The sequence below is a fragment of the Gilliamella sp. BG3 genome, assembly GCF_046635605.1.
Taxonomy (GTDB): Bacteria; Pseudomonadota; Gammaproteobacteria; order Enterobacterales; family Orbaceae; genus Gilliamella; species Gilliamella bombi.
The window spans coordinates 1-18,644 of record NZ_JBIDFE010000005.1 but is presented as its reverse complement, the minus strand read 5'-3'; the positions used below and the strand labels follow the sequence as shown (position 1 = coordinate 18,644).

At 33.9% G+C, this 18,644-nt stretch carries 18 protein-coding genes and 1 pseudogene; 10 read left to right on the top strand and 9 right to left on the bottom strand.

Annotation, left to right across the window (positions count from 1 at the left end; genetic code table 11):
• The first annotated feature begins 13 nt into the window (after nt 1-13).
• Nucleotides 14-928, top strand: coding sequence for a UDP-3-O-acyl-N-acetylglucosamine deacetylase (lpxC, locus tag ACGH6S_RS03485; RefSeq protein ID WP_174798732.1), 915 nt, complete (start codon nt 14-16; stop codon nt 926-928).
• 80 nt (nt 929-1,008) lie between these two features.
• A complete protein-coding gene (gene yfbR / locus ACGH6S_RS03480) occupies nt 1,009-1,596 on the top strand; it encodes a 5'-deoxynucleotidase (protein ID WP_174798731.1) in 588 nt (195 codons plus the stop codon).
• A 7-nt stretch (nt 1,597-1,603) separates the two neighbouring features.
• Here the strand turns inward: yfbR and ACGH6S_RS03475 are convergent, their stop codons facing one another.
• From ACGH6S_RS03475 to ACGH6S_RS03465, 3 genes are all read right to left on the bottom strand, one after another.
• The gene (locus ACGH6S_RS03475) at nt 1,604-1,825 is read right to left on the bottom strand and encodes a zeta toxin family protein (RefSeq protein WP_174798730.1); all 222 of its coding nucleotides are present in this window, start codon (nt 1,823-1,825) and stop codon (nt 1,604-1,606) included.
• Nucleotides 1,822-2,115, bottom strand: coding sequence for a hypothetical protein (locus tag ACGH6S_RS03470; protein ID WP_085164917.1), 294 nt, complete (start codon nt 2,113-2,115; stop codon nt 1,822-1,824). The genes ACGH6S_RS03475 and ACGH6S_RS03470 overlap by 4 nt, the downstream gene beginning before the upstream one ends.
• Nucleotides 2,116-2,548: 433 nt before the next feature.
• Entirely contained in the window at nt 2,549-3,253 is a 705-nt protein-coding gene (locus tag ACGH6S_RS03465; protein WP_085164915.1) for a lipopolysaccharide core heptose(II) kinase RfaY, read from the bottom strand.
• Between the two features lie 184 nt (nt 3,254-3,437).
• On the opposite strand from ACGH6S_RS03465, the gene ACGH6S_RS03460 reads away from it, so the two are divergent.
• Nucleotides 3,438-3,731 (top strand): GIY-YIG nuclease family protein, encoded by a 294-nt coding sequence (locus tag ACGH6S_RS03460; protein ID WP_065574493.1) that lies wholly within the window; start codon nt 3,438-3,440, stop codon nt 3,729-3,731.
• Nucleotides 3,732-3,743: 12 nt separating this feature from the next.
• On the opposite strand, the gene ACGH6S_RS03455 is transcribed toward ACGH6S_RS03460, so the two are convergent.
• The 3 genes from ACGH6S_RS03455 to ACGH6S_RS03445 all read right to left on the bottom strand — a co-directional run bounded on the left by ACGH6S_RS03455 (nt 3,744) and on the right by ACGH6S_RS03445 (nt 6,630).
• A complete protein-coding gene (locus tag ACGH6S_RS03455; RefSeq protein WP_174798729.1) occupies nt 3,744-4,730 on the bottom strand; it encodes a serine/threonine protein kinase in 987 nt (328 codons plus the stop codon).
• An 11-nt stretch (nt 4,731-4,741) separates the two neighbouring features.
• Nucleotides 4,742-5,353 (bottom strand): ribosome biogenesis GTP-binding protein YihA/YsxC, encoded by a 612-nt coding sequence (yihA, locus tag ACGH6S_RS03450; protein WP_065590380.1) that lies wholly within the window; start codon nt 5,351-5,353, stop codon nt 4,742-4,744.
• A gap of 65 nt (nt 5,354-5,418) precedes the next feature.
• On the bottom strand, nt 5,419-6,630 hold the full coding sequence (locus ACGH6S_RS03445) for an aspartate aminotransferase family protein (protein WP_174798728.1): 1,212 nt from the start codon (nt 6,628-6,630) through the stop codon (nt 5,419-5,421).
• 214 nt (nt 6,631-6,844) lie between these two features.
• Here ACGH6S_RS03445 and ACGH6S_RS03440 point away from each other — a divergent pair, with 214 nt between their 5' ends.
• The 6 genes from ACGH6S_RS03440 to pflA all read left to right on the top strand — a co-directional run bounded on the left by ACGH6S_RS03440 (nt 6,845) and on the right by pflA (nt 14,597).
• A complete protein-coding gene (locus ACGH6S_RS03440; protein ID WP_034914624.1) occupies nt 6,845-7,114 on the top strand; it encodes an oxidative damage protection protein in 270 nt (89 codons plus the stop codon).
• An 8-nt stretch (nt 7,115-7,122) separates the two neighbouring features.
• A complete protein-coding gene (mltC, locus tag ACGH6S_RS03435) occupies nt 7,123-8,190 on the top strand; it encodes a membrane-bound lytic murein transglycosylase MltC (RefSeq protein ID WP_034914627.1) in 1,068 nt (355 codons plus the stop codon).
• A gap of 622 nt (nt 8,191-8,812) precedes the next feature.
• Nucleotides 8,813-9,745, top strand: coding sequence for a hypothetical protein (locus tag ACGH6S_RS03430; RefSeq protein ID WP_085164908.1), 933 nt, complete (start codon nt 8,813-8,815; stop codon nt 9,743-9,745).
• Between the two features lie 626 nt (nt 9,746-10,371).
• Complete coding sequence (focA, locus tag ACGH6S_RS03425) at nt 10,372-11,220, top strand: formate transporter FocA (protein WP_081298300.1); 849 nt, start codon at nt 10,372-10,374, stop codon at nt 11,218-11,220.
• 67 nt (nt 11,221-11,287) lie between these two features.
• Nucleotides 11,288-13,570 carry a formate C-acetyltransferase gene (gene pflB / locus ACGH6S_RS03420; protein ID WP_085164906.1) on the top strand — a complete coding sequence of 761 codons (2,283 nt, stop codon included), beginning with the start codon at nt 11,288-11,290 and terminating at the stop codon, nt 13,568-13,570.
• Between the two features lie 247 nt (nt 13,571-13,817).
• The gene (gene pflA / locus ACGH6S_RS03415; protein ID WP_218055817.1) at nt 13,818-14,597 is read left to right on the top strand and encodes a pyruvate formate lyase 1-activating protein; all 780 of its coding nucleotides are present in this window, start codon (nt 13,818-13,820) and stop codon (nt 14,595-14,597) included.
• A 49-nt stretch (nt 14,598-14,646) separates the two neighbouring features.
• Here pflA and rarD read toward each other — a convergent pair whose 3' ends face one another.
• The 3 genes from rarD to ACGH6S_RS03400 form a co-directional block, all read right to left on the bottom strand.
• Nucleotides 14,647-15,543 carry an EamA family transporter RarD gene (rarD, locus tag ACGH6S_RS03410; protein WP_065589601.1) on the bottom strand — a complete coding sequence of 299 codons (897 nt, stop codon included), beginning with the start codon at nt 15,541-15,543 and terminating at the stop codon, nt 14,647-14,649.
• 66 nt (nt 15,544-15,609) lie between these two features.
• Entirely contained in the window at nt 15,610-16,902 is a 1,293-nt protein-coding gene (gene serS / locus ACGH6S_RS03405) for a serine--tRNA ligase (RefSeq protein ID WP_085164904.1), read from the bottom strand.
• 872 nt (nt 16,903-17,774) lie between these two features.
• Entirely contained in the window at nt 17,775-17,951 is a 177-nt protein-coding gene (locus ACGH6S_RS03400) for a hypothetical protein (protein WP_155266131.1), read from the bottom strand.
• A gap of 473 nt (nt 17,952-18,424) precedes the next feature.
• On the opposite strand from ACGH6S_RS03400, the pseudogene ACGH6S_RS03395 reads away from it, so the two are divergent.
• A pseudogene (locus tag ACGH6S_RS03395) lies at nt 18,425-18,644 on the top strand (IS3 family transposase); the annotation flags it as partial.

Here is an 18,644-nt window from a genome sequence, read left to right as displayed (position 1 = left end):
AAGTAGGTGCAAAGTGAAACAAAGAACATTAAAAAAGACTATTCAAGCAACTGGTGTTGGTTTACATACTGGCAAAAAAGTTACCTTGACATTACGTCCTGCGCCTGAAAATACAGGTATAATTTACCGTCGTACTGATTTAAATCCATATGTAGATTTCCCTGTGGATGCAAAATCTGTGCGTGATACAATGCTTTGTACTTGTTTGATAAATGAAGATAATGTTCGTATTTCTACTGTTGAGCATATTAATGCTGCATTAGCAGGGCTAGGCATTGATAATATTATTATTGAAGTTAATGCCCCTGAAATACCAATTATGGATGGTAGTGCAAGTCCATTTGTTTATTTATTGCTTGATGCTGGTATTGCTGAACAAAACGCACTTAAAAAGTTTTTGTGTGTAAAAGAAACAGTTCGAGTTGAAAATGGTGATAAATGGGCTGAAGTAAGGCCTTATAGTGGCTTTAAACTGGATTTCACTATTGATTTTCAACATCCGGCTATCGACAATAGTTCACAACGTTATCAACTAGATTTTTCGTCTGAATCGTTTATTCGTCAAATCAGCCGTGCTAGAACATTTGGTTTTATGCGTGATATTGAAGCATTACAATCTAAAGGTTTATGCCTAGGTGGTAGTTTAGATTGTGCAATTGTTGTTGATGATTATAAAGTGCTAAATGAAGATGGTTTGCGTTTTGAAGATGAGTTTGTGCGTCACAAAATGCTTGATACTATCGGTGATTTATATATGAGCGGTCACAATATGATTGGTGAAGTTGTTTGTTATAAATCAGGTCATGCATTGAATAATCAATTATTGCAAGCATTGCTAGCAAAACAAAATGCATGGGAATATATCACATTTACAGAAGAGCAAACTGTACCACTTGCATTGGGTACCCAACAGCTTATTCTCGCGTAAAATAATAAGTAACATTTTATATTATAGACGCTCCTGTTTTTAATAGGAGCGTTTTTATTTTATATTAAAGAGATAGTAATATGAATAACAGTCATTTTTTTGCTCATTTATCCCGATTAAAACTAATTAATCGTTGGCCTTTAATGCGTAATGTAAGAACTGAAAATGTATCAGAGCATAGTTTACAGGTTGCTTTTGTTGCACATGCCTTAGCAATAATTAAAAACAAGAAATTTAATGGAAATGTTAATCCAGAAAGAATTGCATTGCTGGCAATGTACCACGACGTTTCAGAAGTAATAACAGGCGATCTACCAACACCAACAAAGTATTACAATCCACAAATAACGGTTGAATATAAAAAGATTGAAAAAATAGCACAGCATAAACTTATCAATATGCTTCCTAAAGAATTACAAGATGATTTTAGAAAATTAATTGATGATGATTTTTATGACGAAACCGAGAAAAGTATTGTAAAACAAGCTGATGCATTATGCGCTTACCTTAAAACGATTGAAGAGCTCAGTGCGGGCAATAATGAGTTTAAATTAGCAGAACAACGTTTAAAAAAGACTTTATCTGAACGTAACAGCCCTGAAATGAATTACTTCTTAGACGTTTTTGTTCCAAGCTTTAGTTTATCACTAGATGAAATAACCATGTAAAATTAGTTTATTTATAAGCATCGGTATCAATAACCAAGAAATTGTTTTTGGCGTATTCATTTCTTACTGTTGATTTGCCTGAGCCGACCTGCCTGCCGAGTAAAATTACTTCAGGGTTATTTGAAGGTTTAACAAATCTCAGATATTCATTTTTGATTGCATTCTCGAAAATTCTGTCATGCTTATCTTTGGGAAGAATAAATTTATTAGCCATAAAATAAATAGTCAATCATCTTCTGAAAATACTACATCAGGAAATACTTCATTAAATTTCGGGTGAAAATTACCAGCCGCAATGGCTTTGAGTTCGTCTATATCTGCTGTACTTGGGGGGATAATTCCAACTTCATATAAATCTTGTAGAGCCTTTATATAGAGAGGATAAGCGGCATCATAAGCGGCTTGGTCGCCTGTTTCTTTAATTGAGCTGAAGTAGTGGCAAAACTTGATTTTTTCTCGTTTAACCGCCTGTTTTGCTGCGTCAATCCAAGGGTAAATGCTGGGATCTAGTGTTTTCATGATATTTCCTTATTCATCGTTATAAATCAAGTGCGCCGAAATGGATCATAGACATAAAGAAAAAAGTCAAAATTACCATACCAATGGTGGTGGGCATACTAAAGTAGGCATGGCCTAAAAGGTAGCTACCCACTTAAACATTTTTTATTTCTATTATAGATTATTAATAAAAAATACATACTTTTTCAGAATATTAAATTCTGTGATAATAAAAAGGTTTTTACTCTAGTTATAATAAATGTATTTTATGTCAGATACAAGTTAAATGGCTTTTAAGCTCGTCAATTTCCTCTAACTAATCGAGATATTTTTTAGTGATATACGTGATAACGAAACTAATTCACGATATCACTAATTAAAAAATTACGATTATACTGAATAATAATCACTCGAATCTTTACAGGATCAACAAACTCTCACAATGGTAGAATAATTAATCTTCTTTCCCTCGGATCTTCCGAGACAATCGTTTAAACCCATGAGTAAACTTTTTAATTGCCATTGCAAAAAAAGGAACCTTGATTTTGATATCAAAGCGTTCTTTCAACTCGATTGCGTCATTGGCTTTAGTTAGCCAAATAAATCCTGAGTTCGTTAAATCGATGGCCTTGATTTTTCCTTCAGGCGTTAAGATAAAATTTCCGCCATGAATATCATTAGATACTAAATTATAACTGTGCAGTTTTTCAATACAGTTTTTAACTTGCTCGCCATACTCTTTCATTTCTTCCCACTTTAAAGAGCGCCCTTCGATAAAGTTAAAAATCATATAATGGCGTTTAGTTTTTTGATCGAAAGCAACCAAATACAGTTCATAAGCAATATCGGCATTATCAAGTGATATTTTGGCGAGTTTACGAATTAAATTGAAATAAAAGTCGCCTGTAATTTTGGCGATTAAACGACGCTCTAAACGGTGCTCAACACCGCCATCAATTTTAAAAATAAATTTTGATTCATCATGATCGATTAAATAAGTATATCGCTCTAATTTATCGCTAGGATCGAGTAATTCATGATGTCCTTCTTCTGCCAAAAATTGGTCAAAAAGTTCTAAATAATTGATTTCGTCATTTTGCACATAGGCGAACTTCATATCGCCACGTTGAACTTCAATAATTTTTGCAAAGTTATTCAAATTTTATTATCCCAGAATACATCAAAAAAATTGACTTATCTTAAACATTATCTGCGTTAAAGTAAATGAAACAGTAACGTTTAACTAGTAGTATGAATAGTATTAATTAAAAAGTGATGAATATTTGCTATGCCATTAAAATGATATTATGGTTAAATAATTGAATTTATATTATTGGTTAGTTATGTCTAATAGCGCATCCGAATGGTTTTTATATATTATTAGAACAGCAAAAAAATCACTCTATACTGGTATTACAACAAATGTGGAAAGAAGGCTTCACCAACATCAAACCAACAAAGGTGCAAAGCATCTAAAGGGGCAAAAAGATTTGACTATCGTGTACCAAATCTACATCGGTGACAGATCGATGGCACTTAGGCTTGAGTACCGAATAAAACAGCTTTCTAAACAAAAAAAAGAGAAGTTAGTCACAAACCAACCTAATTTAAACGAATTATTAAAACTACTCAATTAATACGCTTTATATTCACATCATTGGCATTAACTGTATTGCAGGAGCTTTAATTGCATCAATTTGCTTATTAAACTCAGCTAATTGTTGACGCCAAAAATCCTCATCAGTAATCCATGGAAAGGCGATAGGAAAAGCAGGATCTTGCCAACGCTCTAAAATCCATGCTAAATGATGAACCATTCTCATCGCTCTTAAAGGTTCGATAAGCTTTAATTGATGATGATCAAACTCACAAAACTCCTGATACATTTCAATCAATAAATCCAACTGTAAACGTTGCTGTTGACGATCACCATGCAGTAACATCCACAGATCTTGAATTGCAGGGCCATTACGAGAATCATCAAAATCAACAAACATTGCATTATCGCGCCATAAGATATTACCCGCATGGCAATCGGCATGTAATCGAATAGGCTGCCAATCGTTATGCCAATGCTGTTCAACAGTTTTTATTAACTGGGCTAAAATATCTTTAAGGTCAGTTTGAACTTTCTTAGAAATATAAGCGCTAGATAGCAAGATATCTTGTGGCCGATAAAGATACTCTTCTAATCCAATAGTTGGACGATGTAAAAATGTCTGCTTAGCACCAATTTGATGGATACGACCAAGCAACATACCCACAGATTCCATTTGCTCGATATTATCCATCTCATATTGTCGTCCTACAACACTAGCAAACAACGTAAACAGATAACCTTGATATTCGTGTAGTGTCGTATTATTAAATGTTAATGGCGTAATAACGGGAACCTCAGCATCAGCTAATTGCTTAGTAAACTGATGTTCTTCAAGAATTTGCTGACGATCCCAACGATTTGGTCGATAAAACTTAACCACATAACGTTTATGATCTTCATCTTGAAATTGATAAACACGATTTTCATAACTATTTAACACAGTCAAACCAGAATCTATACTCAATCCTATTGAAGATAGGCTATCAATAATTAAATCTGGTGATAAAGATTGAAACGAAAATGTTGAACTATTCATTGAATGATCCTTTATTGCAAACTAAACCATTCATCTAATTTTTGTTTTAGAGCTTCAAGTCCAATACGCTTAGGTGATGAAAAAGGAGCAACAGTAATATCTCCTTGAAAAGGTAAAATGGCTTCTTTCACCATATTAACTTGTTTTTTTTGAGCGCCAGAAGCTAATTTATCAGCTTTAGTAAGCAGTAACATAATAGGGATATCAACAGAAACCGCCCACTCAATCATCTGTTGATCTAAATCTTTTAACGGATGTCTAATATCCATCAATACAACCAAACCTTTTAAACTTTCACGTTTTTGCAGATATTCGCCTAATGCTTTTTGCCATTTACGCTTTATCGCCTCTGGCACTTGAGCATAGCCATAACCGGGTAAATCTACTAAACGGCAATTTTCTTCAACTTCGAAAAGATTAATAAGTTGGGTTCGACCTGGCGTTTTACTCGTTCTAGCAAGCCCTTTTTGATTGGTTAATGTATTAAGTGCGCTTGATTTACCAGCGTTAGAACGACCAGCAAAAGCAATTTCAACACCACTATCAACAGGTAGATGAGAAATATCAGGTGCACTCAAAATAAAATGAGTTTTAGCATAATTTAATGGGTGAATATTGGTCATAAATAAGTATCCTTTAAATGCAACGGCATTTAATTGACTAAAATGCCGTTACTGTATAGAAAAACTTAAGAATTGACAACTTTTTCCACAGCTTTCGCAAATCGAGTCATACCTTCTTTAATTTCATCTTCAGAAATAATTAGTGATGGGGTAAAGCGCAAAACATTAGATCCAGCATTTAAAATCATTACTTTAAATTCAGTTGCTACGTTCAAAAAATCACGAGCTTTATTGTGAAATTTTGGTTGTAACTCTGCACCTAACAACAACCCTTTCCCACGATACTCTCGGAATAATTTAAATTTATCATTAATTTTTTCTAATTGCTCAATAAATACAGCACGTCGTTTTTGCACACCTTCAAGTATTTCAGGAGAATTAATAATATCAAAAGCCTCGCAACCCACAGCACAAGCTAAAGGGTTACCACCATAAGTTGTACCATGTACACCGGGATGCATAACTGAAGCAATTTCGTCTGTTGTTAACATAGCACTAATAGGAAATCCACCGCCCAGTGCTTTAGCTGAGGTTAAAATATCTGGCTTTACATCATATTGTTGATAAGTAAATAAACTGCCTGTTCGACCCATTCCACATTGCACTTCATCGAACACCAGTAACGCTTTATATTCATCACATAGCTCACGCAAACCTTGTAAAAATTCGGGTGTGGCTGAAGTTAATCCACCTTCACCTTGCACAGGCTCTAGTACAACCGCACAAGTATGATCATCCATTACGGCTTTAACTGCATCAAGATCATTAAAAGGAACATGAATAATATCAGCTGGTTTTGGACCAAAACCATCCGAATACTTAGCCTGACCACCAACAGAGACGGTAAAAAATGTACGCCCATGAAAAGATTGATAAAAAGCAATAATTTTAGTCTTATAAGGATTGTATTTATGTATTGCGTAATGACGAGCTAATTTAAACGCAGCTTCATTAGCTTCGGCACCAGAATTTGCAAAAAAAACACGTTCAGCAAACGTATTATCGATAAGTTTTTGAGCAAGATTTAAAGCCGGCTCATTAGTAAAAACATTACTTACATGCCATAACTTTTCACTTTGTTCATGTAATGCTTTAACTAATCTTGGATGACAATGCCCAAGCGCATTTACAGCGATGCCACCTGCAAAATCAATATATTCTTCACCATTTTGATCCCAAACACGACTCCCTTTACCCTTTACGGGGATAAATTTTGCTGGTGCATAAATAGGTAAAATAACTTTATCAAAAAGTTCACGTGTGATTTTTGGCTGCATTGTTTAATCCTTATTTATTTTATTAACTAGTTCCTATCATTTTAATCAAACTAATTGCGGTGTAAAGTAAATAATTATTCAAATATTTTAAATTAATATTCACTCATTAAAGGTGAATTCAATTTAAAATTAATATAATAATTTTCTTCTTATCTATAATTATTTTCAGGTATAATTAGCCACTATTCGTTAAGTGTACTTAAAAGAGATAAAAATGAGCCGTGTCGTTTATTGCCATTATTTAAAAAAAGAAGCAGAGGGATTAGATTTTCAACTTTATCCAGGGGAGATTGGAAAACGTATTTTTAACGAAATATCCAAACAGGCATGGCAAGAATGGCTCAAAAAACAAACAATGCTCATTAACGAACATAAACTCAATATGATGAATCTAGAACACCGAAAAAAAATTGAAGCTGAAATGATCAAATTTCTATTTGAAGGCGAAGAAGTTGTTATTGATGGATATAAACCGCAAAATTGAGATGTAAAATGAAAAAAAATAAAAAAATCATCGCGTTAATTATTTCTGTAACTCTTCTAACAGGTTGTCCTAGTACGAATTCAAAAAAAAATGAAAACAATTATGTTAAAGATACTAATGCTTTTAATATCTTAATTAGTCAATATGCTAATAACATTGAAGAAATTTGGGGTCCGAAAGAAGTCCTTATTGCAGGGCCTAAAGATTATGTTCAATATGAAGATAATTTAAAAACGCGTGTCCATATTAACTTTGTTTCTGGTGTGATTACTATTGAAACGATGGCAGAATCACCAATAGAAAACCTAAAAGAAGCGATAGTTTCGACATTACTTATGTCAGAGCCAGTTGACATTATACGACATGACAAAATCAGTCAAGACTTATCTCAAGAACCATTTCTATACAATCAGGTATTAGATCAAGAGCATCAACCGATTCGTTGGAGTGGCAGAGCCAATAGTTTTGCTGATTATCTGCTTAGCAATAATATAAAAACTCGCTGGTCTGGTTCTTATAAAATTACTTATGTTGAAATTAAACTTGTTCCTAACCACATAAATCAACGTGCCAGAAAATTCTTACCAATAGTAGCTGAAGCTTCTAATCGTTATTTTATTGATGAACGCTTGATCTTAGCCATTATGGAAGTTGAATCTGCATTTAACCCATATGCTGTCAGCCGTACTGATGCGCTTGGACTAATGCAAGTACAACAACACACCGCTGGGCGTGATATTTTCAAATTACAAGGCAAATCGGGTGAACCAAGTCGAAAATTCTTACTCGATCCGCGTAATAATGTTGATATAGGTACAGCTTATTTATCTTTATTAAAAACGAAATACTTAGCAGGCATTAATAACCCAATTTCGTTAAGATACGCCGTGATCACATCTTATAATGGAGGAGTAGGAAGTGTGTTGCGTACGTTTTCTAACGATCGCAATGAAGCTATCAACATCATAAACTCAATGACACCACAACAGGTTTATCGAAAACTTGTCACTTCTCACGTTTCGCAAGAGTCACGTAATTATCTAATAAAAGTCAATAGAATCTTAGATAATAAATAAGTTATAAAAAAATAAATATTTCCTCATCATTCATAAGTAATGATGAGGAAATATATCATTTACCAGCTCATAAACGAATGATAAAGCAAAATGGATTTAATGGTTGTTTAAAGATAACACAACATAATCAGTCAACATCTAGCGATTCAGAAGCTAACAAACAATAGCTAACTAACAAAAGGTAATAAACAAAAGTCTAAGCGATTGTGGGTAAAACACTCTAACAGTTTTTAAAGAATTATTTTAATTAAAAATTTACTTATCTATAAAGTGAATGATTTTCATCTTTACATTTCTTTACAAAAAAATCCGCCAAAAAACTAGCCAACAATTTTTTAAATGGTTATACTTTAACCGCTATAGGAAAGCAAGCTTTTTAAATAATCGGAAAACAATAAAAATTAAAATAAAACAAATAATTACTTGACAGGTAAACCATAATGCATTATCATTTTAGACACCAGACACCAGACACCAGCACTGGCAAACCTATGTCTTAAATTTATTAAATAATCTTATTCGAAGAGCTTTTACACAAAACTTATTTATACCTTCCAAATTATCTCTCAACGTATTATCAAAATTGTCTCAAAAAAGCTTATTGGTGTTGGGGCTGTTATTATTGTTATCTTCATGGAATTTACAGGCGAATGGCAAAAAATCTCGAACAGGTAATCGTAGTGATGCAATAATGCTACCGTCGCCAGTTATCAATTATGTAAGGCCAAATCTACTTTTGGGTGATGAAGAAAGAGCGGGTCCAGCTGACATATGGAATCCCGATAAGGGCTTTTTAGTACAATCAATTGATTTTGAATCAATTCATCCTGAATCATACAGTCTTAATTTTCCGACCACGGGTGGGCATAATTTATATTTTGATTTACTCATAAGTGGAGTAGATATAAAGGAATTGACATGGGAACCCATTACTTTGGGGGGCATCACTGCGACAGTGACAAATGTTGTAGCTAATGATAAGTGGATCCCTGATGAAGATAAGGGACAAGTTGTCGCTCGTGTTAAGCTAACAGGTCCAGAGGCAAGAAATCAATGGTACAATCCTCATCCTAACCCAATTGCTAAGCCACAGTTACCACAGACGTTTGAGTTAGTGGGTAGAGATATTAATACTGGTGATGAGGTAGTAAAATATGGATTTAAGTTAAAGCAGTGGTTTGTTAACCGAGGAGGTAAATATGATACAGCCCCAGCTCAAACAACATGGTGTAGTCGTTTGGGGTATCGTCTTACGCAGGTAAGAGATTTAACCAATGCAGTCAGAACAGCTAGTTTTCCTATTTCTAGTGCCACGCCGTCGTCATCTGAAAATTATTACCAGCGTCGAATTGGAGCTGGATTTTTCACGGAGTGGGGCTACATGTCCCATTACGCTAATGCGGATTTCGCTTACAGTACTCACTCCCACTATGGTTATTGGACGATCAACGCCATACCTAACCGTCAGTTCTATGTCTACTCGGACACTGGCTACATCAATAGCAATCACATGGGTGCTACCTTCGGGTATTATGCTGTTTGCACCACACCTTAGATTTTAGTGTTTATTTTTTAATCCTTAGGCTCAGGAATAGTTTATGGTGCAAATAAAGGATAATATAACAAATAACCAAGCCTCTGAGGCGTTAGGTATTGAGCAGGAAAAGCCTGCGAGCTTTGCGCTTTAATGACTGAAAGCCAAAATAGTGCTCTGATCGATACAAATTAAAATCTTGCGCTTTTGTTATTAACTAGCTGTTATTAACAAGTTATTATTAAATAGCTATTATTAAATAACAAAAGCGCTTTTCTTAAAAAGCAGAATCCAGTGTAATAAAAAAAACTATTCTATAAGTGTTTGATTTCATTTAAAATAAAAAATTAAATAAAATCAATAGCCTACCTGACTGATTTTAGAGCAAAAAATACGCTTATAGCACGGCAAAGTTAATATGGCTAATTTTAATCACGTCCGATAGGTTGATTCTAAATAAGATTAGCTCCCCACTAGGTATAAATCTTCCTAAAAATTTTAATTCACTATTTTTACTATAAGTAACCTCTTTAATAATGAGGGATTTTTGTGGTTTTAAAGTTTTTTAATAAAAAAAACGTGATCTGCTTCAAATTTTGAGTATACTATGCGTCTCATAAAACCCTAGTTTTTTTGAGGATGTTAGTTTGAGTACCAATAAACTTGTGGATTCATATTCTCCCGCACAAATGACCCAAATTGCTGAAGATCTTGGCAATTACAAAGTAAACAAACACCCATGTAGTACGATTTTATCCGCAATGCTTGCTGGTGTTTATATCTCTATCGCTTTTGTATTTTATATTACCGTAACAACTGGAACAGCAACCGTTGCTTTTGGTTTGGCAAAATTAGTCGGCGGTATTTGTTTCTCTTTAGGACTTATGCTTGTTGTTTGTTGTGGTTCTGACTTATTTACTTCAACCGTATTGACCATTTTACCTAAAATGACCCATAAAATTGGCTGGACTAAAATGATTCGTAATTGGATTTTGGTCTATGTTGGTAACTTTATTGGTGCTATACTGTTTGTTACAGTTATTTGGTTTTCAGGCCAGTATATGGTAGCCAATGGTTTGTGGGGACTAAATATTTTACAAACCGCTGATCATAAATTACATCACACCTTTATTGAGGCAGTATGTCTTGGCTTTTTAGCTAATCTAATGGTCTGTTTGGCCGCCTGGTTGAGTTACGCTGGTCGTAGTTTACTTGATAAAATGCTAATTATGGTTTTACCTGTTGCAATGTTTGTTGCCAGTGGTTTTGAGCATAGTATTGCAAATATGTTTATGATTCCTATGGGTATTGTGATTAAGAACTTTGCGTCCCCTGAGTTTTGGCAAGCAGCTGGTGTGTCGGCAGATGCATTTAAAGAGTTAACTGTATCGCATTTTGTATTTAAAAATTTAATTCCAGTTACAATTGGGAATATTTTAGGTGGTTTAGCTGTAGCACTACCTTATTGGGCTTTATATTTACGTAAGCCACATTGATTTTATAATATTTACCCTCATATTTAATAGGGTAAATAGTTATTTTTGTAAACCTGAGGTGAAAATTATGAGTAATTTAAACGAAGTACAAGCAGCAGCTTGGAAAGGATTTAAAGATGGTGATTGGCAAAATAATGTTAATGTCCGCGATTTTATTCAAAAAAACTACACGCCATATGAGGGCGATGAGTCTTTCTTAGCTGGCGCAACTGAAGCCACAACTAAGTTATGGGATAAAGTAATGGAAGGCATTAAAATTGAAAATGCTACCCATGCCCCTGTGGATTTTGATACAAGTGTTATTTCGACAATTACTGCTCATGATGCAGGTTATATTGAAAAAGATTTAGAAAAAATTGTTGGCTTACAAACTGAAAAACCATTAAAACGTGCAATTATTCCGTTTGGTGGTATCAAAATGATCGAGAATTCTTGCAAAGCTTATAACAGAACGCTTGATCCTTTAGTCAAAAAAATCTTTACTGAATATCGTAAAACTCATAACCAAGGTGTTTTCGATATTTATACTCCAGATATTCTTCGTTGTCGTAAATCAGGTGTTATTACAGGTCTTCCTGATGCTTATGGCCGTGGTCGTATTATTGGTGACTACCGTCGTGTTGCGCTCTACGGTATCGACTACTTAATGCAAGATAAATTTGCACAATTCAATTCACTACAAGCTGATTTCGAAAACGGTGTTGATCTTCCAATGATTATGCAACGTCGTGAAGAAATTGCTGAACAGCATCGTGCACTTGGCCAAATTAAAGAAATGGCAGCTAAATACGGCTTCGATATTTCTGCCCCAGCAAAAACTGCACAAGAAGCAGTTCAATGGACATATTTTGGTTATTTAGCTGCGGTTAAATCACAAAATGGTGCTGCAATGTCATTAGGTCGTACTTCGACTTTCTTTGATATTTACTTCCAACGCGATCTTGAAGCTGGTTTAATTACAGAAAAAGATGCTCAAGAAATTGTTGACCATTTTGTTATGAAGTTACGTATGGTTCGTTTCTTACGTACGCCAGAATATGATGAATTATTCTCTGGTGATCCAATTTGGGCAACTGAATCTATCGCTGGTATGGGTGTTGACGGTCGTACATTAGTTACTAAGACTTCTTTCCGTTTCTTAAATACTTTATATACAATGGGTCCATCTCCAGAACCTAATATGACAATCCTTTGGTCTGAAAAATTACCAAGTGGATTTAAAGAGTTCGCATCAAAAGTATCTATCGATACATCATCATTACAATATGAAAATGATGATTTAATGCGTCCTGACTTTAACAATGATGACTATGCTATTGCATGTTGTGTAAGCCCAATGATTGTTGGTAAACAAATGCAATTCTTTGGTGCGCGTGCAAACCTTGCTAAAACTCTACTATACGCAATCAACGGCGGTGTGGATGAAAAATTAAAAATGCAAGTTGGTCCTAAAGAGGCTCCAATCACTGATGAATATTTAGATTTTGATACAGTGTTTGCTCGTTTAGACCACTTTATGGATTGGTTAGCAAAACAATACGTAACTGCATTAAATGCTATTCACTATATGCACGATAAATACAGCTATGAAGCATCATTAATGGCGCTTCATGATCGTGATGTTATTCGTACTATGGCATGTGGTATTGCTGGTCTTTCAGTTGCAGCTGACTCTCTTTCTGCGATTAAGTATGCAAAAGTAAAAGCAATTCGTGATGAAGATGGTTTAGCTACTGACTTTGAAATTGAAGGTGAATATCCACAATTTGGTAATAACGATCCACGAGTTGATGATATCGCTGTTGATTTAGTTGAACGTTTTATGAAGAAAATTCAAAAACTTAAAACTTATCGTAATGCAACACCTACACAATCTGTATTAACCATTACATCAAACGTTGTTTATGGTAAGAAAACAGGTAATACTCCAGACGGACGTCGTGCTGGTGCGCCATTTGGACCAGGTGCCAACCCAATGCACGGTCGTGACCAAAAAGGTGCGGTAGCTTCATTAACATCTGTTGCTAAACTTCCATTTGCTTATGCTAAAGATGGTATTTCTTATACTTTCTCTATCGTTCCAAATGCATTAGGTAAAGATGATGATGTGCGTAAACGCAACTTAGCTGGTTTAATGGATGGTTATTTCCATCACGAAGCTACAGTAGAAGGTGGTCAACATCTAAATGTTAATGTATTAAATCGTGATACATTATTAGATGCGATGGAACATCCTGAAAAATATCCACAATTAACTATTCGTGTTTCTGGATATGCGGTGCGTTTCAACTCATTAACTAAAGAACAACAAAATGACGTAATTAACCGTACATTTACACAAAAAATGTAATTTAGTTAATTGTTAACTTAATCGAAATAGCGTCTTTAAAGGCGCTATTTTTTTATCAGTGCAAATATTATTTTTGCCATCTTTAAATTAAATATTAATACGATGATAATAATTTAATATTGTTGATATTTATCCAGTATAATTAATCAAAATATAATTCGTGACGATTAATACTATTGGTTTAAGTTTGACGGTAGTGGAGTTAAAATTATTAAAAAGTCATATGAGCAATGATTCGAGATTATCTATGGAACAACAAAATATTATTATGACAACTAATTCGCCTATTAAAGGCCGTATCCACTCTTTTGAATCCTTTGGTACTGTTGATGGTCCAGGGATTCGTTTTATTGTTTTTTTTCAAGGTTGCTTAATGCGTTGCTTGTATTGCCATAATCGTGATACATGGGATTTAAAAGCTGGCCGAGAGGTCACCGTTGATGAGCTTATGAAAGAAATTGTTTCTTACAAAAGTTTTATTATGCCTAATGGTGGTGGTGTGACAGCTTCGGGCGGTGAGGCTACGTTACAAGCTGAGTTTGTTACTCAATGGTTTAGAGCTTGTCATCAAGAAGGCATTAGTACTTGTTTGGATACTAATGGTTATGCAAGGCAGCTCGACCATGTTGTTGATGAACTTTTAGAAGTAACAGATTTGGTCATGCTTGATTTAAAGCAAGTTAATGATGAAATTCATCAAAAATTAGTTGGAGTACCAAATAAACGAGTTCTTGAGTTTGCTAAATATTTGCAAAAAATTAATAAGCGAACTTGGATACGTTATGTTGTTGTTCCTGGGTGGACTGATGATGATAATTCAGCACATCTGCTTGGTAAATTTATTGAGGGGATGGATAATATTGAGCGTGTAGAATTACTTGCTTATCATAAACTAGGTGCTTATAAATGGGATACGATTGGTGATAAATATAAGTTGGAAGGCGTTGAGGCTCCACCAAGAGAAACCCTTGATAGGATCCAAGGTATTTTAGAAAGCTATGGTCATTATGTTACATTTAGTAAATAGTTGATAGATTGTTTGATAAGAGGCGCATTCAATTGTGCCTCTTTTGTATCTATTGTAATCTTTTTCGTTTTATTGCACGTATAACAAAAATCCCACCCTCAAAAGCTAGAATGCAGACAGATAACCAAATAAATCCATATGATACAATATGTTCTGATGAAACTTTCTCATGCAAAAACAGTATAGAAATAACTGTTAGTAGTACTGGCTCTACATATCCTAATAAACCAAATAATCCCATGGGCAGTAAGCGACTTGCAACAAAATAGATTGCAAAAGCAATAGCCGTGATGATCCCCAAGGTTGGTATGTAAATCGGGAAATGAGAAAGATCACTAATTATTTTGTCTAAACGATAATTTAAGGCACAATATATAAGGCACCCTAGGAAGATAAAGAAAAAGTCAGAAAACGTGCCCACAATGCCATCTATTCGCAATTTGCGCCTTGTCATAAAGTAGATTGGATACCCCAAAGCAATAACAGCGGTTTCCCATGAGAAAGCACCAGTGATGTAAATTTCAATGGCAACGCCTAATACTGCAAGTGCAACAGCTATTTTTTGCAAGAAGCTGAGCTTTTCTTTATAAAAAATTTGCCCAGAAATCACCATTGCTAGTGGCAATAAAAAATAACCTAGCGATGCTGATAACCCATGTCCGTTAAGTGGTGCCCAAATAAAAATCATCATCTGTATTGTGAGCAAAACAGAAGAAAATAATAACCCCAATAAAAAAAGTGGTTGTTGTTTTATTCGTCTAAAAAGTGCAGTTATAACTGACCACTGTTTTCCAGCAATGATTAATATAACTATTGCAGGAAATGAAGTTAGTAATCGCCAACAAAAAATATCAACAACAGATAAGGAGTGTAACAAAACTGGGTAGTAATACAGTAACCCAAATAGACATGATGCCAGTATTGAAAGCGCTACACCTTTTATCATTTTTTTCACCTTTATTAATAAAAAAATAGCGCTAATAGATAGCGCTATTCTCTAAGATAATGTAAGTTATTTAATAAACTCAACACCATTCATATAAGGCACTAAAACGGATGGAACTTTAATTGAACCATCTGCTTGTTGATAGTTTTCCATAATAGCAACAAGTGTACGTCCAACAGCTAGACCAGAACCATTTAGTGTATGTACTAAATATGTTTTATTATCAGCTTTATTACGATAACGAGCTTGCATTCGGCGAGCTTGGAAATCCCACATATTTGAGCAAGAAGAAATTTCTCGGTATGTATTTTGAGCTGGTACCCATACTTCAAGGTCATAGGTTTTACAAGAGCCAAAGCCCATATCTCCAGTACATAACACAATTTTTCGATATGGTAATTCAAGTAATTGCAATACTTTTTCTGCGTGAGCAGTTAACTCTTCTAATGCCTTCATCGATTCTTCAGGCTTAACAATTTGAACCAATTCTACTTTATCAAATTGATGCATACGGATTAAGCCGCGAGTATCTTTACCGTAAGATCCTGCTTCAGAGCGAAAGCAAGGAGTGTGTGCTGTCATTTTTAATGGTAATACACTTTCATCAAGGATTTCATCGCGCACAAGATTAGTTACAGGCACTTCGGCAGTTGGAATTAATGCATAATTACTGCTTTCAGCTTCTTCATCAAGCGGTTTAGTATGAAATAAGTCACCTGCAAACTTTGGCAATTGTCCTGTTCCAAAAAGTGTTGCTTGATTGACTAAATACGGTACATAAATTTCGGCATAACCATGCTGTTCTGTGTGTAAATCTAACATGAATTGAGTAATAGCACGATGTAAGCGTGCGATTTGTGATTTCATAACCACAAAACGTGCACCTGTGAGTTTTACCCCTGCTGCAAAGTCAAGATCACCAAAGCGTTCTCCTAATGCAACATGATCTTGAATTGGGAAATCAAATTTTCTTGGTGTGCCAAAGCGTGAAATTTCAACATTATCATTTTCATCTTTTCCATCAGGAACAGAGTCATCAGGAATATTTGGGATAGTGGAAGCGATATCTTTAATTTTGCTTAGTAGGATATCAAGCTCTGCTTTAGCGCTATTGAGTTTTTCACCAAGTTTATTGACTTCTTCACGGACAGCTGTAATATCTTCGCCTCGTGCTTTTGCTTCACCAATTGCTTTTGAACGAGCATTACGTTCGGCTTGTAAGTTCTCGGTTTCAACTTGTAATACTTTGCGTTTTTCTTCTAAGTGACGAATCGTATCAATATCTAATTTAAATCCTCGACGTGCTAATTTATTAGCGACAAGATCCAATTCATTTCGGAGTAAATTTGGGTCCAACATAAATAGTGTCCATTATTAACTAGGGAATATCTTTCTACTTTATCGTTATTCTATTATAGAAAACAGAACATATAAATTAAAAAGTAGATTAATTTACCGATATTAAAATTTGTTAGCTTAGTATACTAGAATTATATTGGGATTCAACCGAAATGGCGACCAGAAGAACTTTAGGGAACTAGTAAAATATTATTTATTCAAATAGATAGACGATAAGCTGTTTTTTGATATATTAATCATATACAAATAAATATTTTTCATAATATCGGCTAGAGGGCTGTTTATCTTTGAATAAAAAGAAAATAAAAAGCATAAAGATGTTGTTATAATATAATTTCGAATTACTTAATATCGATATAATCATCAGATTATTTGATTATTTAGGATGATAATAGTAAGCACAGTGAATTAATCTCACAATATACATATACAGCTCATGGTAATTGAGATAGATTGAATAGGCTGTAGCTATTTTGTCCACGTTTTTGTTCTGATTTCTTCTTGAAGCTGTAATTTTGCAAACATCCGTTTAGGCTTGAGATTTTTCGCTTCTAACTCTTTTAAACATCTGATATCCGAAATTTCTAGATCATCGTATTTTTCCTCCATTTATAAAAAGTTGAATATCCCATATCTTATTTGAGGCAAAGCGCTTTAATTGAGAAACGTGCTTTAACTTTTTTAATATCGGTACGATTTGGTGCTTATCACCTTTTTCATATTCAAATTCTCTTTTACTTTTATTATAGACAATTTTCTACTTTTTAGAAGATAGTTATAATAAAGGGGGGAGTTTTTAGTTCCCCTTTTTATTCGTTTTATTGTATTTTAGTTTTTGGTTGATGTTGATGTAAGTAGGTTTCCTAAAAAAACTAATAAATATCAATAATGAAGTCAATATCTTGTTGTTCTTGTAATTTTACCCTTAACAATTCTTTAAGCTCTTTTATTAAGCTATTTAGTTCAAATATTTCTTTTTTTGTGAGTAGCCCTGTTTTTGATTTTAATTCTTTAATTCTTAAAATTTTTTGCTTGATATTTTTGCACATTATTTACACTCCTTTCATTATTTAAATTTACTATAACTTATTACTTTTTAAAAATATTTGAAAGATTTCAACGATCAGTAACATCAATTAATATAGGTTTTAGCTATCGTGCGCTATTTAATCGATCTGTAAAACCGATCATAATATACTACCAATTAAAATTGATTTAAAGAATAAGAAAAAGATAAGTTATGTTTTGGTAAAAATGTAGTAGATGATATCGTCGATTTTTATCAAAAAAATCAAATTGAATATAAAGAATTATGGAAAATATTAATCAAATTTTTAATATTTCAGTATCGGATTGTAATGATTCTGTAAATTGGTAGCTTGATTATAAATGGATAAATAGACGTGTTTATCGAGTATATTGTGAGTTAAGGCTTAACCTCAGAATAAAACATAGAAGCGTATTTTATTTCGAACACCAGAAAAGTTATCATATTTCTAATAAAAAAGGTGAATGTTGATTAATGGTTTTTATCAGTGATAGTAGCTGTAATCAACGTCGCTTTAGGACATTCAATGTCATCGATGGCTTTAATCGTGAGGCGTTAGAGATTGATATTGCAGTAAGCTTACCAGCGGGAAGAATTACCAAACTGGCTGAATATCTAGGGTATCCATTAAAAATACGGGTCGATAATGGACCAGAATTTACAGGAAAAACCTTTATAAACTGGGCTAAATCAC

Coding starts and splice junctions, on each gene's coding strand:
- yfbR (WP_174798731.1), top strand. CDS start 1,009: ATGAATAACAGTCATTTTTTTGCTCATTTATCCCGATTAAAACTAATT.
- ACGH6S_RS03470 (WP_085164917.1), bottom strand. CDS start 2,115: ATGAAAACACTAGATCCCAGCATTTACCCTTGGATTGACGCAGCAAAA.
- ACGH6S_RS03460 (WP_065574493.1), top strand. CDS start 3,438: ATGTCTAATAGCGCATCCGAATGGTTTTTATATATTATTAGAACAGCA.
- ACGH6S_RS03455 (WP_174798729.1), bottom strand. CDS start 4,730: ATGAATAGTTCAACATTTTCGTTTCAATCTTTATCACCAGATTTAATT.
- yihA (WP_065590380.1), bottom strand. CDS start 5,353: ATGACCAATATTCACCCATTAAATTATGCTAAAACTCATTTTATTTTG.
- ACGH6S_RS03445 (WP_174798728.1), bottom strand. CDS start 6,630: ATGCAGCCAAAAATCACACGTGAACTTTTTGATAAAGTTATTTTACCT.
- ACGH6S_RS03440 (WP_034914624.1), top strand. CDS start 6,845: ATGAGCCGTGTCGTTTATTGCCATTATTTAAAAAAAGAAGCAGAGGGA.
- mltC (WP_034914627.1), top strand. CDS start 7,123: ATGAAAAAAAATAAAAAAATCATCGCGTTAATTATTTCTGTAACTCTT.
- pflB (WP_085164906.1), top strand. CDS start 11,288: ATGAGTAATTTAAACGAAGTACAAGCAGCAGCTTGGAAAGGATTTAAA.
- pflA (WP_218055817.1), top strand. CDS start 13,818: ATGGAACAACAAAATATTATTATGACAACTAATTCGCCTATTAAAGGC.
- rarD (WP_065589601.1), bottom strand. CDS start 15,543: ATGATAAAAGGTGTAGCGCTTTCAATACTGGCATCATGTCTATTTGGG.
- serS (WP_085164904.1), bottom strand. CDS start 16,902: ATGTTGGACCCAAATTTACTCCGAAATGAATTGGATCTTGTCGCTAAT.
- ACGH6S_RS03400 (WP_155266131.1), bottom strand. CDS start 17,951: ATGTGCAAAAATATCAAGCAAAAAATTTTAAGAATTAAAGAATTAAAA.